Source organism: Sphaerisporangium sp. NBC_01403, from assembly GCF_045040145.1.
GTDB classification, from domain to species: domain Bacteria; phylum Actinomycetota; class Actinomycetes; order Streptosporangiales; family Streptosporangiaceae; genus Sphaerisporangium; species Sphaerisporangium viridialbum.
The window spans coordinates 6718800-6732568 of the sequence record NZ_CP109534.1 but is presented as its reverse complement, the minus strand read 5'-3'; the positions used below and the strand labels follow the sequence as shown (position 1 = coordinate 6732568).

Here is a 13769-nt window from a genome sequence, read left to right as displayed (position 1 = left end):
TCGGAGCGGGGGTGTTCCCGGCCCGAACGGAGGGGCAGGGAACACCCGGAGAGGTCTAGCAGTTGGCGACGCCGGCGCTGCCCGGGGTGGTACCGCAGTTGTCGCTGGTGCAGTCCTCGGTGTCGACCCGGGTGACTGCGGGGCCGGTAGCAGCCAGACGGACGTCGAGGCGGAAGTCGGTCGGCTCCATAACAAGATCCTTTCGGTTCGGAAGGTTGGGCGGTGCTACCTGGCCGTCGGCCAGGAGATCACGAGACGGGAGTGCTTCTTTTCCAGCACGAACCCGTCGGGCAGGTCGGCGTCCGGCGTGCCGACCGGGTGGACTTCCAGGCGAGGGCTCGGCCGTCCGGCTCGGTCCCACGCGGCGATCTGCTCGGCCAGTAGCCGCGCGGACCGCTCTGCCTGCGGGCCGTGCGCGAACGAGCCGAACTCGCGGGATTCGCCGCTGTCGCCGACCGGGCGGGGCTTGGCGCGGTAGGCGAGGTTGGGGCCGTCCACGAACGCCGGCGTGCCGTACGGCCACGGCAGCGCCACAGTGCCGTCGTCGATGGCCTTCTGTGACGCGGTGATCAAGCAGAAGCCGGGCAGGGTCGCGGCGAGCCACAGATCCTGGTCGCTGAACGAAGTCTTCGCGCCCACGGTGATGCCCGTCCACACCTCGGCGCGAGGCAGGTCCAAGACGCCGGACAACGCCGCCACCTCGACGCTCTCCCGCTCGTCCTGCCACAGTCCGACCGCGTCATCGTCCCGCAGCGGGGTCCCGGTTCCCCTGTGGGCTCCGGCGCCCTGCATGGGCACGAACCCGCACGTCTGCTGGCCCCGGCTCACCAGGGCGGTGCCCTGGCGCTCCAGCACCCAGGACCGGGTCATGCCCTTGGTGCGGAGGGGGACGACGAGCCGGCCGCCCTCGGCGAGCTGCGCCGGCCACGCCGGGGGGACGTCCCATGACCCGACCGTGACGATGATCGCGTCGAACGTCCGGCCGGGTTCGATTGGGAACTCGGCGTCCTTGGGGATCACCTCTACGTCGGTGTAGCCCGCGTCGGCCAGGCACCGTTTGGCGCGGTCGGTGATCTCAAGGTCGATGTCGACCGAGGTCACCAAGCCGGTCGGTCCGACGACCTCCCGGATCAGCGCCGCGTTGTAACCCCCGCTGCCGATCTCCAGCACCCGGTCGCCGGGCTTGAGCTCGGCCTGGCCCAGCATCATCGCCTGGAGCCACGGGGCCGACACCGAGCTGACGGAGATTCCCCGCTCGTCGCGTTTGGTGATGATCGCGGTGTCTTCGTAGGCGGCCTCAAGTTCGGCGTCGCCCGTGAACAGGTGACGGGGGACCGTCCGCAGCGCCCTGTCGATCTCGGCCGGTAGCACCAAGCCCAGCGCCTGGTGCCGGGCCGCGACCTGTTCGGCCAGCGCGCCGCGAAGCTCATCGGCGCTCATCGTGTCCAACATGGTGCCTTCTTTCTGGCCAGGCCGCCGCCGCAGCCCCCAAAGGCGCCACCGGGGGATCCGGTGACGGGATGAAACTCGACGGCCAGCCCAAAGCCGGGTGTATGTGGTCGGCGGCCCGCCCGGGCGTCACGTCGAACTCGCCGCGCTCGACACCCCGGACGAACGCCCGGAAACTCCTCAGGGGTGAACTCCAGGACGGGGCCGTTCACACCCCCGGAACGCCCGGGGGGCGCCTTCCGGTAAGAACCGGTCTCCATCTGACCTCCAAGCACTACTATGCGGATCGCTGTTCCTCGGACGTCGGCCACGAGCGACATCAACCCGGGCCGAGTCAAGGGGCGGTGCGTACCCCTGGCCCTGCTTCGCGCCTTGCTCACTGACAGTGAAGGGCCGCGACGCTGTGTTCGCAATAGGTCGGGGTATTGAATCGAATTGAATTTGAGCGCATGGTGGGAGCCGTACAGCTCTGGGTCCAGATGCTCGCTGGCGAGGGTGGGCGAAGAGTGCCACGTAAGCGGCAACATCCGATCGTGAACACCGGCCTGGCTGACGCCATCGGGCAGGCCGGGTGGAGCATGGCCGCCGTCGCGCGGGCGGTGAACGAGGCAGGCCGCGAGTCCGGGCGGCCTTTGCTCCACGGCGCCACTGCGGTGGCGCACTGGCTTACAGGGGCGGTACCCCGATCCGACACGGTCCTAGCCGCAACCCAGGCGTTCACGCGCAGGCTCGGCCGGGACGTGTCGGCGGCCGATCTGGGCTGGCCATGCACCAGCCTGGATCCGGTTGACCCCTGGCAGGGGGATCCCGTCGCGGTGCTGGCCGCTCTCGGGGAGGACGACATGCTGAATCGCCGTACGGCATTGACGGCCGGCCTGTACTCGCTCGCCGCCCTCGGACTCCCCGAAAGCCCAGCGTGGGCCGGGGAACGCGCCGGCGCCACCCGCAGGGCAGGGCCGGGGGATGTCGACCGCATCCGTGAGATGACCCGCCGCCTGGCTGACGCAGACGAGCTGTACGGCGGCGGACACGCCCGAGCGGCGGTCGCCGCCTACCTGGCCCACGAGGTGACGCCTCTGCTGAGGGGCGCCACGGGCAAGGCCCGGCCTGATCTGTTCCGCGCAGCCGCCGAGGTGGCGTATCTGGCGGGGTGGATGGCTGCGGACGCGGGTGCGGCCGGGCTCGCTCAGCGGTACTACGTGCAGGCGGTACGCCTGGGCGAGGAAGCCGCGGACCCGCTGGTCCGGGCGGCCGGGTTGCGGTCCATGGCGGTGCAGGCGGTCCAGCTCGGCCACGCCGCCCAGGGCCTGGCCCTGGCGGACGCCGCCGCAGCGGGGCTCCGTCAAGGCTGCCCGGCTCGGACCCGCGCGTGGATCACCGGGATGCGGGCCGAAGCCAACGCCGCTGCGGGGAACCGTTGCCAGGCGCGGAATCTGCTCCGGCTCGCCGAGCGGGACCTTGAGCGGGCGGACTCGATCCCGGAGTCCCAATGGGCGGGGGCCTACCGCCGGGAGTCCCTGGAGCACCAGGCGGGGATCACCCTGACAGCGCTGGGCGATCTCCCCTCGGCCGAGGGGCATCTCGCCGCGTCGGCGGGATCGCGTCGCACGGTCGAGCGGCGGGCCCGTACGCTGATCGGTGCCCGCCTGGCGAACGTCCAACTCCAGCGCGGTGAGCCTGAGGCCGCGGCGGTGACTGTGCTCGGCCTGCGCGACGACCTAGTCTCGGTGTCCTCGGCCCGGGTGACGGGGCATCTGCGGGCGCTGCGCGCCGCGTGGGTGCCGTACCGGGCCGAACCGCAGGTGGGCGACGCGGACCGGTTTCTCGCGACGCTGTAGTGCCAGGTGTAGCCGTCCCGGGCAGCGGTCTTCTTGATCCATGTGAAGAGGTCCTGGGTAGCGTCCGCACCGTCGCTGCGAAAGATGATCTTCCGCCGGTAGCGGGCCGGAAGCTGGGCGACTGGCCGCGTGCGCCGGATTCCTCGGCCAGCAGGCGTAGGAGGGGCACTCCGGCTGCGGGTAGTGAGGGACGTGACCTCGCCATGCTCGATTTGTGAGACACGGGCAACGCTCACACCCATGGCGCTGGCGACGTCCTTCTGTCCGTGTCCAAGTTGCTTGCCTCGGCAAGCTGATGGCCGCGCGCGTCGGCGAGGAGCTTTCTGATGCCCTCCTCGATCACGGAAGGGGAGACGCCGGCCTCATGCAGTTCCTGCTCCAGGTCGGCCCAGTCCCTCGGCGTCCTCGGCATGTTCACTCCTCTTCGTCGCCGCTGTAGTCGGTGGGCCGCGCCTTGCTGCTTGGACAGCGCGCCCGGGTCAGGCTGGGCAGGAAGGTCGGGTCGGTTCGGGGCGTGGGTCAGCTCAGGAAGGGGGAGATCGCGATCCAGCCGGGGTCGCTCTCGACGTCGAGGAGGGGAGCCCCCTCCGTCCAGCCGGTGACCAGCTCCTCGGCGGCGGCCGCCGCGTCTCCCGAGGGGTCGGCGTAGACGTGGAGCACGCGGGTGGCTTCCGAGCTCACGTGGACGGCGAGCACGGCGGTGCCGCCGAGCCCGTCGACGGTGCGGGCCAGCCGCTCCTCGAACTCGCGGAGCGCGGCTGTCGACCCCCCGGTGGGCAGCCCGTCGTCGCCGGCCTCCGCGTAAGGAAGCGTGATCGTGATGTGCTGGTCGAACAGCGGGTAGTCGACCGGGCGCAGGGGATAGCGCGCGGTGGCGATCAGGCGCGCTCCGCCGGCCGTCTGGCCCTCCATGAGCGCCCACTGGCCCTGTGGGTACTCGGAGGCGAGGTCGGCCACCACGGCGGGGAGGTGCACGGCGGGCACGGCGTCGAGGGGCTGGAAGGTGGCGGCGACGATGTCGCCCACCCAGCGGGCCACCTCGTCCTCCCCGAGCAGCCAGTCGAGGGCGAGCACGGCCGCCTCGGTGCGGGTCTCGTCCACCAGGTCAGGAAATATCGGGTGATAGGCGGTGACGTCGATGCGGGGCGTGCCGTTGGGCACCCGCAGCCCGAGCACGAGCTTGTCGAGCGCGAACTCGCGCCCGCCCACGTCGAGGGTCAGGTCGATGGCGCCGGGGTTGGCCTGCCGGGACGGATGGAACTCCCACACAGCGTCGGCCCGAGGCGCGGCGAGCGCCCAGCGGTGGGCCAGCGGCCTGAGCTCGGGATTGCCGGCCGCCGAGACGACCAGGGCCTGCCGCGCGGCGCCGCCGGGCGCGATGTCCCACACCAGGCCCGGATCGAGGGCGTCGACGGCCGGGGCGAGCTCCTCGGCGAGCCCCGTGGCGTCGCCCGCCTCCAGCAGGGCGTCGATCCTCGGCCGGGCCTCTGCCCACCACGTCCAGAAGCCGGCGATCACCTGGTCCGGCTCACCCGGCTCGCTTCTCCGCCCGAACAGTCGCATGGCACTCGATCCTCCCAGGTGTCCGGCGCCTGTGCCAACGCCGACCGGCTCCCGGCGGGCGGGGATCTCCCGCACGCCCGCCGGTACCGCCGGGCGGGGTAACCTCGACAGTGTTATGAGTCTTCGTGTGCTTGCCGCCATGTCCGGCGGCGTCGACTCCGCGGTGGCGGCCGCCCGCATCGCCGAGGCCGGCCATGACGTCACGGGCGTCCACCTCGCGCTGTCCGCCAACCCGCAGTCCTACCGCACCGGCGCGCGGGGCTGCTGCACGCTGGAGGACTCCAGGGACGCCCGCCGCGCCGCCGACGTGATCGGCATCCCTTTCTACGTCTGGGACATGGCCGAGCGGTTCCACCGCGACGTCGTCGAGGACTTCGTCAACGAGTACGCCGCGGGCCGCACGCCCAACCCGTGCCTGCGCTGCAACGAGAAGATCAAGTTCGAGGCCGTGCTCGACCGGGCGCTGGCGCTCGGGTTCGACGCGGTGGCGACCGGCCACCACGCCCGGCTCGAAGGCGGCGTGCTGCGCAGGAGCGTCGACCCCGGCAAGGACCAGTCGTACGTCCTCGGGGTCCTCACCCGCGAGCAGCTCTCCCACGCGATCTTCCCGCTCGGCGGCTCCACGAAGGCCGAGGTCCGCGAGGAGGCCGCCGCCCGAGGTCTCGCGGTGGCCGACAAGCCCGACAGCCACGACATCTGCTTCATCGCCGACGGCGACACCCGCGGCTTCCTGGCCGAGCGGCTGGGCGCCGAGCAGGGCCCGATCGTCGACGAGACCGGCGCCGTCGTCGGCACCCACGCCGGGGCCTTCGGCTTCACCGTCGGCCAGCGCAAGGGCCTGCACATCGACCGGCCCACCTCCGACGGCCGCCCGCGTTACGTGCTGTCCATCGAGCCGGTGTCCAACACCGTGACGGTGGGCCCGCGCTCGTCCCTGGCGGTCAGCTCCATCGTGGCCGAGCGTCCCGTCTGGAACGGCCCGGCAGGCGAGCCGTACGAGCCGATGGCGTGCCACGTGCAGCTACGGGCGCACGGCGAGGTGTACGGCTGCCGCGCCCAGCTCTCCGGCGGCGTGGTCCACATCGAGCTCGACAGCCCGGCCACCGGGGTGGCGGCGGGCCAGGCGGCCGTCCTCTACAGCGGGGACACCGTCCTCGGCTCCGCCACCATCGCCTCGTCCTCCTGACCTGGGGTCAACCCCCAAGGATCACGCTCTCGCCCGTCCTCAGGCGGCGGAAGTCGCCTCCCTGCGCCTTGCCGCGGCGGTCGAGGATGCCGTCGACCAGCATCAGCCCGATGTCGTTGTACAGGCCGTCGTGGATGGAGTAGGCGCGCTTGGGCGCCACCTCCAGCAGGTAGTCCACCATCTCGGGGGCCTTCATCCACGGGCCGCTGGTCGGCGTGAGCAGCGTGCCCACGGGCTGTCCCGGCACGGTGAACGCGTCGCCCGGGTGGAACACCTCGCCGTCGACCAGGAAGCCGACGTTCTGCACGACGGGCACGTCGAAGGCGATCACCGCGTGGTCCCGGCCGATCACCCCGACCTCGAAGCCCGCGGCCGTGAACGAGTCGCCGTCCCCGATGACGCCGACCTTGACGTTCAGGCCCTCGAGCTGCTTTGCGACGGCCGCGCAGGTCCAGATCGGCACGCCGGGACCGAGGGCGGCGAGGCGCTTGACCTCCAGATGGTCGAAGTGCTCGTGGGTGATGAGGACGGCGTCCGCCCCGTCGAGCGCGGACTCCTCGGTGAGGCCACCCGGGTCGATGACGAGGGTGGCCCCGTCCTTCTCCAGTCGCACGCACGCGTGGCCGTGTTTGGTGAGCTTCATCTGTCCATCATGGCCCTCGCCTCGTCCGCCGATGGACCGGAGGGCCTGAAGCGGCGACCACGCTCCAGGCCCCCTTGTGAACGGATCACCGGCTCCCGGGCATCAGGTCCCGGTCCCCGGGTCGCCTCAGACGGAGACGCAGATGCCGGGCGGGTCGATGTAGATGCCGACGTCCACCCTGACCTGGCCACCGCTGAGCTTGTCGAGCTCGTTCTCGTCGAGTACCTGCCCGATGTTCTCCGGGTTGCTCACGCTGCCCCTCCTTTCGTTGCCGTTGGGAACGCCCCAACAGTCACTAGAGATATGAGGCCACGCTTGGAATCGGCTTGGATCAGGCTGAACGGTTTCATGTCGCCCTCCCGGCCCCCGCGAGGCTCTGGCCCTCGACCAGGGTCACGTACTCGCCTCCGAGCGCCATGAGGTCCTCGTGCCGGCCGCGCTCGACGATCCGTCCCTCGCGCAGGACGAGGATCACGTCGGCGTCCCTGATCGTGCTGAGCCGATGGGCGATCACGATGCGCGTCTGCCGCAGCCCGGACAGCCGGGCCTCGATGCCGGCCTCGGTGGCCGTGTCGAGGTGGCTGGTGGCCTCGTCCAGAACCAGCATCCGAGGCTCGGTGAGCAGCGCCCTGGCCAAGGCGAGCCGCTGGCGCTGGCCTCCGGACAGGCCGTGGCCCTCCGACAGCGGCGTCTCGTACCCAAGGGGCAGGTGCGCGACGTCCTCATCCACGCAGGCCAGCCGGGCGGCGGCCATCACCCGCTCCAGCGGGGCCGACGGGTCCCCGAGGGCGATGTTCTCCCCGATCGTGCCGGTGAACAGCGCGGGCTCCTGGGTGACGACCCCGAAACGGCGCCGCAGCCCGGGCATGTCCGCCGCCGCCACGGGCACGCCGTCGTAGCGCACCTCGCCCTCCTCGGCCGTGTACAACCCGAGCAGGATCCTCGCGAGGGTGCTCTTCCCCGAGCCCGAGCGGCCGACCAGGGCGATCTTCTGGCCCGGCTCGGCCCTGAGCGAGACGTCGCGGAGGGTCCAGGCGCCTCTCCGGTCGTACCGGAAGCCGACTCCGCGCAGCTCGACGCCTCCCCGCAGGCCCGCAGGCCTCGCCGCGACCGCGTCCCGCCCGGTCGCCCCCGTCTCGCTCTCCGGGTCGCTGTCCAGGATGTCGGCCAGCCTGCCGATCGCCGCTCCGGCAACCTGCAGCCGTTGCAGGGCGCTCATCAGCGAGTTCAGCGGGGTGACGGTGGCGAGCGCGACGGCGTTGAGCGCGAGCAGCGTGCCGAGGGTCATGCTGTGGTCGATCACCCGCCAGGCTCCCACCCAGAGCAGGGCCATGGGCGTCACCAGGTGGATGGCGTTCTGCACGGCCGCCATGCCGCCGATCGCCGTCGTGCTCCGCGCTCCGGCGGCCAGCTGCGCCGTGAGGAGCGTGGACCACCGGTCCATCACCCGGGACTCGGCGCTCATGGCCTTGAGCGACTCGATCCCCTTGATGCACTCGATGAGCCGCCCCTGGGCGTCGGCCTGGGTGGCGAGCTGCCGCTGCATGAGCGCGGCCGTACGGCGCCTGTTGCCGAACAGCAGCACGGCGTGCGCGGCCACGGCGGCGAGCAGGCACCCGCCCAGCACGGGATCGCCCACGGTCACGAGCGCCACGTACACCAGCGTGAGCGGCCCGTCCAGCATCGCAGGGAGCACCTGGCCGGTCGCCAGCTCCCGGATCGCCGTGACGCCCTGGATCCGGGTCACCAGGTCGCCGGTGCCCCGCTGGGCGAAGAAGCGGTACGGCAGGGCGAACAGGTGCCGCACCACCTCCGTGGTCAGGTCGCGGTCGGCCCTGACCTGGAGCGCCGTGAGCATCCTGACGCGCAGGTAGCTCAGCAGCAACTGGGTCGCCGCCGCGACGGCGATGCCCGCCCCGACGAGGGGCAGGAGTCCCGTGCCGCCCGAGGGCAGGATCCGGTCGACGATCACTCCGGAGGACAGCGGCAGCACGAGGCCGAGAGCCTGGAGCACCAGCGACGCCAGCAGGACCAGGGCGACCAGGCAGCGCGAGCGCCTGAGGACATCGGCGGGCATCCTCCGCCGCCATGGGCGCGTGGGGATGTCGAGCCGCCGGGGGCGGAAACCGGGTCCGGGCGTGGGCACGAGCACCACGCCGCTGAACCCGGCCGCGAACTCGGCGGCCGTCAGCCGCAGGCGGCCCCGGGCCGGATCCACGATCGTCACGTGGCCGCGCCCGGCCCGCTCGACGACCACGAAGTGCGCGGGATTCCAGTGGGCGATCGCGGGGAGGGTCACGTCGGCGACGCGTTCCGGCGCGATCCTGAGCGCGACGGTTTTCATGCCGTACTCCCTGGACACCGCCACCAGGGCTTTCGCGGTCAGCCCGTCGCGCGAGACGCCGGCCCTCTCGGTCACCTCGCGGGTCGTCGTGCGCAGGCCGTAGTGGTCCAGCACCATGGTCAGGCAGGCGGGGCCGCAGTCGGTCAGCATGTTCTGCCGCACGACGCGCATACGGCGGCTCACGTGGGCTCCCTCTCGTCGTCGTGACAGGTGCCGGTGGCCCGCGGCGGCGGCTTTCCGTCGCTGGCGGGAACCCCGGCAACGACCAGAGATAGGCGGGTGTTCTTGGAATCGGCTTGCAGGGCGCTGCGCCTGGCGGATGGTCTCCCGTGCGGCCCGCCCTCGAAGCGCTTCTAAGCTTGCGGTTTGTGAGCGAGTTTCCGTGGAACGCGGCGAGTGCCACCGGGGTGGGTTCCCACCCGGGTGATGACCATGTGGAGGCATTGCGCATGGTGTTCGGGGAGCTTCCCGACCTGCCGTATCTCCCGGAGCTGCCTGATCGGGGAGTTGGCGCGGACATGGTCGGGCGCACCGCGTCCCTGCTCGTGGAGCTTCCGGTGGAGGTGCAGCCGTCCGGCTGGCGCTTCGCCGACCGTCCCGGGCGAGACTTCCGCCGTGCCAGGGACCACCTGACCCGCGACCTGGACGTCCTGGAGGAGGTCGCGCAGGGGTACGAGGGACCGTTCAAGATCCAGGTGTGCGGGCCGTGGACCCTCGCGGGCGCCATCGAGCTGCGCTACGGCGACAAGACGCTCGCCGACCCCGGAGCGGTGCGTGACCTGACCGACTCGCTGGCCGAGGGCCTGGCCGCGCACGTCGCGGCGGTGCGCGCCCGAGTGCCGGGCGCGCAGGTCGTGGTGCAGGTGGACGAGCCGGGCCTGCCGGGGGTGCTCGCCGGCACCGTGCCGACCGCCTCGGGGTTCGGCCGGCTCGCCGCCGTCGAGGCGCCGGTCGCCGCCGAGCGGCTCCGCGCCGTGCTGCCCTCCGGCGCCTTCACCATCGTGCACTGCTGCGCGCCCGACCTGCCCTTCGGCGTGCTCCGCACGGCCGGGTTCGGCGGCATCTCGCTGGACGCGCGGTTCCTGCGCCGCCGGGACGAGGACCGTCTCGGCGAGGCGATCGAGGCCGGCACGGCGTTCTTCCTCGGCGTCGTCCCCGGCACGGACACCAAGCTCGCGGACGTCGGCGTGATCGCCAGGCCCGCCGTCGAGCTGTGGCGCAGGCTCGGCTTCGACCCCTCGCGGCTCGCCGAGCAGGTCGTGCTCACCCCGTCGTGCGGGCTCGCCGGAGCCTCTCCCGCGTACGCGCGGGCCGCGCTCGCCCGCTGCCGGGAGGCGGCACGCGTGCTGCGGGACGACCCCGACGACCGCGGCGGGGAGGACCGCGGCCGGTAGCGGCGGGCACTTTCCGTGCAAGTTGCCTCAAGTCCTCTGCAAGGACGCTGCTCTATCTCTTGAGGTGGTAACCGACCACATGTTCAGGAGAGAAAGTCATGCGTACCGGTCTTCGCGCACTGCTCGGGCTCACCGCCGCCGCCGCTCTGGGCCTCGGCCTGCCCGCCGCCGCGGCGGCCTCGGCGGGCGCTTCCACCACGGCCCGGGCGTCCGCCGCCGAATCATGGTCCTGGGGCCCCACCGCCTCGTCCGACTTCAAGGGATGGGCGGGCGGCAAGATCCGTTCGACGGGCTCCGGCCTGCGGATCACCGGTGACCTGTACGACGCGGGCGGCGCGCGCACGTGCTCGTGGCTGAAGATCAAGTGGCTGACGGACAAGGGGAAGTACCGCACCGCCACCTTCAAGAACTGCTCGCAGTCGCGGACCCTTTCGTTCCGCGTGAACGCCGGGTACATGCTGAGCTCCACGGCCAAGGTCTGCCGGGGCACGTCCAAGAAGATCACCGGCAAGTGCTCCCAGTGGGAAGGCGTCTGGGCCCAGGGCGGCTGACCTCCGGCCGGGACGCTCCGCTCACGCCGGCCGCCGTCACGAGATGACCGCTCCCCGCAGGGACGGTCACCCTCGCGAGGGTGGTCGGCGTTTCGCGTGTTCTGTCCCATGAGAGCGATACGCGGGATGTTGACGGCGACGGTCATTTTCGTACAGAAATGTCGGTGCTGGATGGCATGGTGGAAGTAACGATTCCCCAGGTAGACCGCATTTGCGGAGGCGCGAGCACTCGTCGCTGGCCGTAGCGTTCTCCTTGGGTTCGACTGATGAGGGGAGAACGGGCATGGCTGCGGAGGTCGAGGGCGTGCCGGTGGGGGCACTGGAGCGCCACGCCGAGCTGGCGGAGCTGGCCGACGACGCCAACTGGCGCTATTACGTGCTCGACGCGCCCACGGTGAGCGACGGCGAGTACGACGCCTGGATGCGCGAGCTGCGCGAGCTGGAGGAGGCGCATCCGAGCCTGCGCACTCCCGACTCGCCTACGCAGAAGGTCGGCGCGCCGATCTCCACCGAGTTCACCCCCGTGCAGCACCTCCGGCGGCTCGAAAGCCTCGACAACGCCTTCAACGACGCCGACCTCGCGGGCTGGCAGGCCCGTGCCGAGCGGCTCGTCGAGACCGATCCCGGGCCCTACCTGTGCGAGCTGAAGATCGACGGCCTGGCCATCGCCCTGGTGTACGAGAAGGGCAGGCTGGTCAGGGGCGCCACGCGCGGCGACGGGCGCATGGGCGACGACGTGACCGCCAACGTCCGCACGATCGCCAACATCCCCCACCGGCTCACCGGTGACGACGTGCCCGACCTGCTGGAGGTCAGGGGCGAGGTCTACCTCTCGGTCGAGGGCTTCGAGAAGCTCAACGAGCAGCTCGTGGCGGCGGGCAAGGCCCCGTTCGCCAACCCCCGCAACTCGGCGGCCGGGTCGCTGCGCCAGAAGGACCCGCGCATCACCGCCCAGCGCGCGCTCGGCATGATCGCGCACGGCGTCGGCACCTGGGAGGGCGCCCCGCTGCCCGGGACCCAGTCGGGCGTCTACGAGCGGCTGAAGGCGTTCGGGCTGCCGGTCAGCGACCTCTACAAGGTCGTCGGGAGCCTCACGGAGATCGGCGAGTTCATCGAGCTCTACCGGCAGCACCGCCACGACACCGCGTACGAGATCGACGGCGTCGTGGTGAAGCTCGACCGGATCGAGCTGCAGCGGCAGCTCGGCTCCACCTCCCGCGCGCCCCGGTGGGCCATCGCGTTCAAGTACCCGCCCGAGGAGGTCAACACCAAGCTCCTCGACATCCAGGTGGGCGTCGGCCGCACGGGCCGCGTGACCCCGTACGGCGTGATGGACCCCGTCGTCGTCGCCGGGTCCACCGTGGAGCGGGCCACCCTGCACAACTCCTCGGAGGTCGCGCGCAAGGGCGTGCTCATCGGCGACACCGTGGTGCTGCGCAAGGCGGGCGACGTGATCCCCGAGATCGTCGGGCCGGTGGCCACCCTGCGAGATGGGAGCGAGCGCGAGTTCGTCATGCCCACCCACTGCCCCGAGTGCGGCACCGAGCTGCGGCGCATGAAGGAGGCGGACGTCGACATCCGCTGCCCGAACGCCCGCTCCTGCCCGGCGCAGCTGCGTGAGCGCATCTTCTTCGCGGCGGGCCGGGGAGCGTTCGACGTCGAGGGCCTCGGCTACGTCGCCGCCACCGCGTTGACCGCCCCGCTGCCTCCCCAGGAGCCTCCGGTGCGCACCGAGGCCGACCTTTTCGACCTGACGATCGACCGGCTGCTGCCGATCAAGTCCGTCGTGCGCGACCAGGACACCGGCCTGCCCAAGACGGACCCGGAGACCGGAGAGCCGAAGGTCGTCACGTTCTTCGCCAACATGAGCGGCGAGCCGAGCAAGAACGCCGAGCGCATGTTGGAGGAGCTGGAGCGGGCCAAGTCCCAGCCGCTCTGGCGGGTGCTGGTCGCCCTGTCCATCCGGCACGTCGGCCCGACGGCGGCACAGGCCCTGGCCTCGGCGTTCCTGTCCCTCGACCGCATCTTCGGCTCCTCGGTCGAGGAGCTGGCCGTCGTGGAGGGGGTCGGCCCGACCATCGCCGCGTCCATCCACGAGTGGTACGCCGAAGACTGGCACCGCGAGATCGTCGAGCGCTGGCGCCGCGCCGGGGTGCGCATGGAGGACGAGCCCCCGGCCGGGCAGGGCCCGCAGACCCTCGCCGGCCTGACCCTCGTGGTGACCGGCACGCTTGAGGGCTTCACCAGGGACGAGGCGGGGGAGGCCATCCAGAGCCGCGGCGGGAAGGTGACCGGCTCGGTGTCGAAGAAGACCGCCTTCGTGGTCGCCGGCGAGAACGCGGGCTCGAAGTACGACAAGGCGCTGAAGCTCGGCGTCCCCATCCTGGACGAAGCGGGCTTCCGCACCCTCCTCGACCAGGGCCCCGAGGCCGTCACCCCGGCAGAAGAGGCCCCCGACGAGCCCGGGAGCGGGACCGCCGAGTCCGGGACCGAGTCCGGGACCGAGTCCGGGAGCGGGGCCGACGGGGCCGCGGGCGAGACGGCCGGGTCCGGGGGTGGGACCGCCATCGTCGAAGGTGACTCCGCCGAGCCCGAGAAGGTGCCCGCCGAGCCGGGAGGATCCTCGCCCGAGCCCGCCTAGCGGGACCCGTCATGGCGTCCATCCGGGCTTGATCCGCGCGTTTCCGGGCCTAGACGGATATTTCCTGAAATCTTTGTCATCCGTGATCGTCGCTCGTCACGAACAGGAAGAGCCGGAACGCCGAAATTCTCGGTGACGGAACGTGCCCAACCGGTTTCGC

The 13769-nt window shown here is 71.7% G+C and carries 12 protein-coding genes; 5 read left to right on the top strand and 7 right to left on the bottom strand.

What is annotated here, in order from left to right; translation table 11 throughout:
- Positions 1-55: 55 nt before the first annotated feature.
- Both OG589_RS30090 and fxlM read right to left on the bottom strand, forming a co-directional pair.
- The gene (locus tag OG589_RS30090) at positions 56-190 is read right to left on the bottom strand and encodes a hypothetical protein (RefSeq protein WP_405141231.1); all 135 of its coding nucleotides are present in this window, start codon (positions 188-190) and stop codon (positions 56-58) included.
- Between the two features lie 35 nt (positions 191-225).
- Positions 226-1452 (bottom strand): methyltransferase, FxLD system, encoded by a 1227-nt coding sequence (fxlM, locus tag OG589_RS30085; RefSeq protein ID WP_405141229.1) that lies wholly within the window; start codon positions 1450-1452, stop codon positions 226-228.
- A gap of 530 nt (positions 1453-1982) precedes the next feature.
- Here fxlM and OG589_RS30080 point away from each other — a divergent pair.
- Complete coding sequence (locus tag OG589_RS30080; RefSeq protein WP_405141227.1) at positions 1983-3287, top strand: hypothetical protein; 1305 nt, start codon at positions 1983-1985, stop codon at positions 3285-3287.
- Between the two features lie 232 nt (positions 3288-3519).
- Here the strand turns inward: OG589_RS30080 and OG589_RS30075 are convergent, their stop codons facing one another.
- Positions 3520-3699, bottom strand: coding sequence for a hypothetical protein (locus OG589_RS30075; protein ID WP_405141225.1), 180 nt, complete (start codon positions 3697-3699; stop codon positions 3520-3522).
- Positions 3700-3806: 107 nt separating this feature from the next.
- A complete protein-coding gene (locus OG589_RS30070) occupies positions 3807-4850 on the bottom strand; it encodes a DUF695 domain-containing protein (protein WP_405141224.1) in 1044 nt (347 codons plus the stop codon).
- A 115-nt stretch (positions 4851-4965) separates the two neighbouring features.
- Between OG589_RS30070 and mnmA the strand changes: the two genes are divergently transcribed.
- Entirely contained in the window at positions 4966-6036 is a 1071-nt protein-coding gene (gene mnmA / locus OG589_RS30065) for a tRNA 2-thiouridine(34) synthase MnmA (RefSeq protein WP_405141222.1), read from the top strand.
- Between the two features lie 7 nt (positions 6037-6043).
- Here the strand turns inward: mnmA and OG589_RS30060 are convergent, their stop codons facing one another.
- The 3 genes from OG589_RS30060 to OG589_RS30050 all read right to left on the bottom strand — a co-directional run bounded on the left by OG589_RS30060 (position 6044) and on the right by OG589_RS30050 (position 9206).
- Positions 6044-6679: an MBL fold metallo-hydrolase gene (locus OG589_RS30060; RefSeq protein WP_405141220.1), complete on the bottom strand. Its 636-nt coding sequence runs from the start codon at positions 6677-6679 to the stop codon at positions 6044-6046.
- Positions 6680-6805: 126 nt separating this feature from the next.
- Entirely contained in the window at positions 6806-6931 is a 126-nt protein-coding gene (locus OG589_RS30055) for a hypothetical protein (RefSeq protein WP_405141219.1), read from the bottom strand.
- 94 nt (positions 6932-7025) lie between these two features.
- Positions 7026-9206, bottom strand: a complete 2181-nt coding sequence (locus OG589_RS30050; protein ID WP_405141218.1) for a peptidase domain-containing ABC transporter — start codon at positions 9204-9206, stop codon at positions 7026-7028.
- Positions 9207-9391: 185 nt separating this feature from the next.
- Here OG589_RS30050 and OG589_RS30045 point away from each other — a divergent pair, with 185 nt between their 5' ends.
- The 3 genes from OG589_RS30045 (at position 9392) to ligA (ending at position 13609) form a co-directional block, all read left to right on the top strand.
- Positions 9392-10417 (top strand): methionine synthase, encoded by a 1026-nt coding sequence (locus OG589_RS30045; RefSeq protein ID WP_405141217.1) that lies wholly within the window; start codon positions 9392-9394, stop codon positions 10415-10417.
- Positions 10418-10515: 98 nt separating this feature from the next.
- Positions 10516-10968, top strand: a complete 453-nt coding sequence (locus OG589_RS30040; RefSeq protein ID WP_405141216.1) for a hypothetical protein — start codon at positions 10516-10518, stop codon at positions 10966-10968.
- A 283-nt stretch (positions 10969-11251) separates the two neighbouring features.
- Positions 11252-13609: an NAD-dependent DNA ligase LigA gene (gene ligA, locus OG589_RS30035; protein WP_405141215.1), complete on the top strand. Its 2358-nt coding sequence runs from the start codon at positions 11252-11254 to the stop codon at positions 13607-13609.
- The last annotated feature ends 160 nt before the right edge of the window (positions 13610-13769 follow it).

Excerpts from the sequence above, each read along its gene's own strand:
- OG589_RS30090 (WP_405141231.1), bottom strand. The coding sequence starts at position 190 with ATGGAGCCGACCGACTTCCGCCTCGACGTCCGTCTGGCTGCTACCGGC.
- fxlM (WP_405141229.1), bottom strand. The coding sequence starts at position 1,452 with ATGTTGGACACGATGAGCGCCGATGAGCTTCGCGGCGCGCTGGCCGAA.
- OG589_RS30075 (WP_405141225.1), bottom strand. The coding sequence starts at position 3,699 with ATGCCGAGGACGCCGAGGGACTGGGCCGACCTGGAGCAGGAACTGCAT.
- OG589_RS30070 (WP_405141224.1), bottom strand. The coding sequence starts at position 4,850 with ATGCGACTGTTCGGGCGGAGAAGCGAGCCGGGTGAGCCGGACCAGGTG.
- mnmA (WP_405141222.1), top strand. The coding sequence starts at position 4,966 with ATGAGTCTTCGTGTGCTTGCCGCCATGTCCGGCGGCGTCGACTCCGCG.
- OG589_RS30060 (WP_405141220.1), bottom strand. The coding sequence starts at position 6,679 with ATGAAGCTCACCAAACACGGCCACGCGTGCGTGCGACTGGAGAAGGAC.
- OG589_RS30040 (WP_405141216.1), top strand. The coding sequence starts at position 10,516 with ATGCGTACCGGTCTTCGCGCACTGCTCGGGCTCACCGCCGCCGCCGCT.
- ligA (WP_405141215.1), top strand. The coding sequence starts at position 11,252 with ATGGCTGCGGAGGTCGAGGGCGTGCCGGTGGGGGCACTGGAGCGCCAC.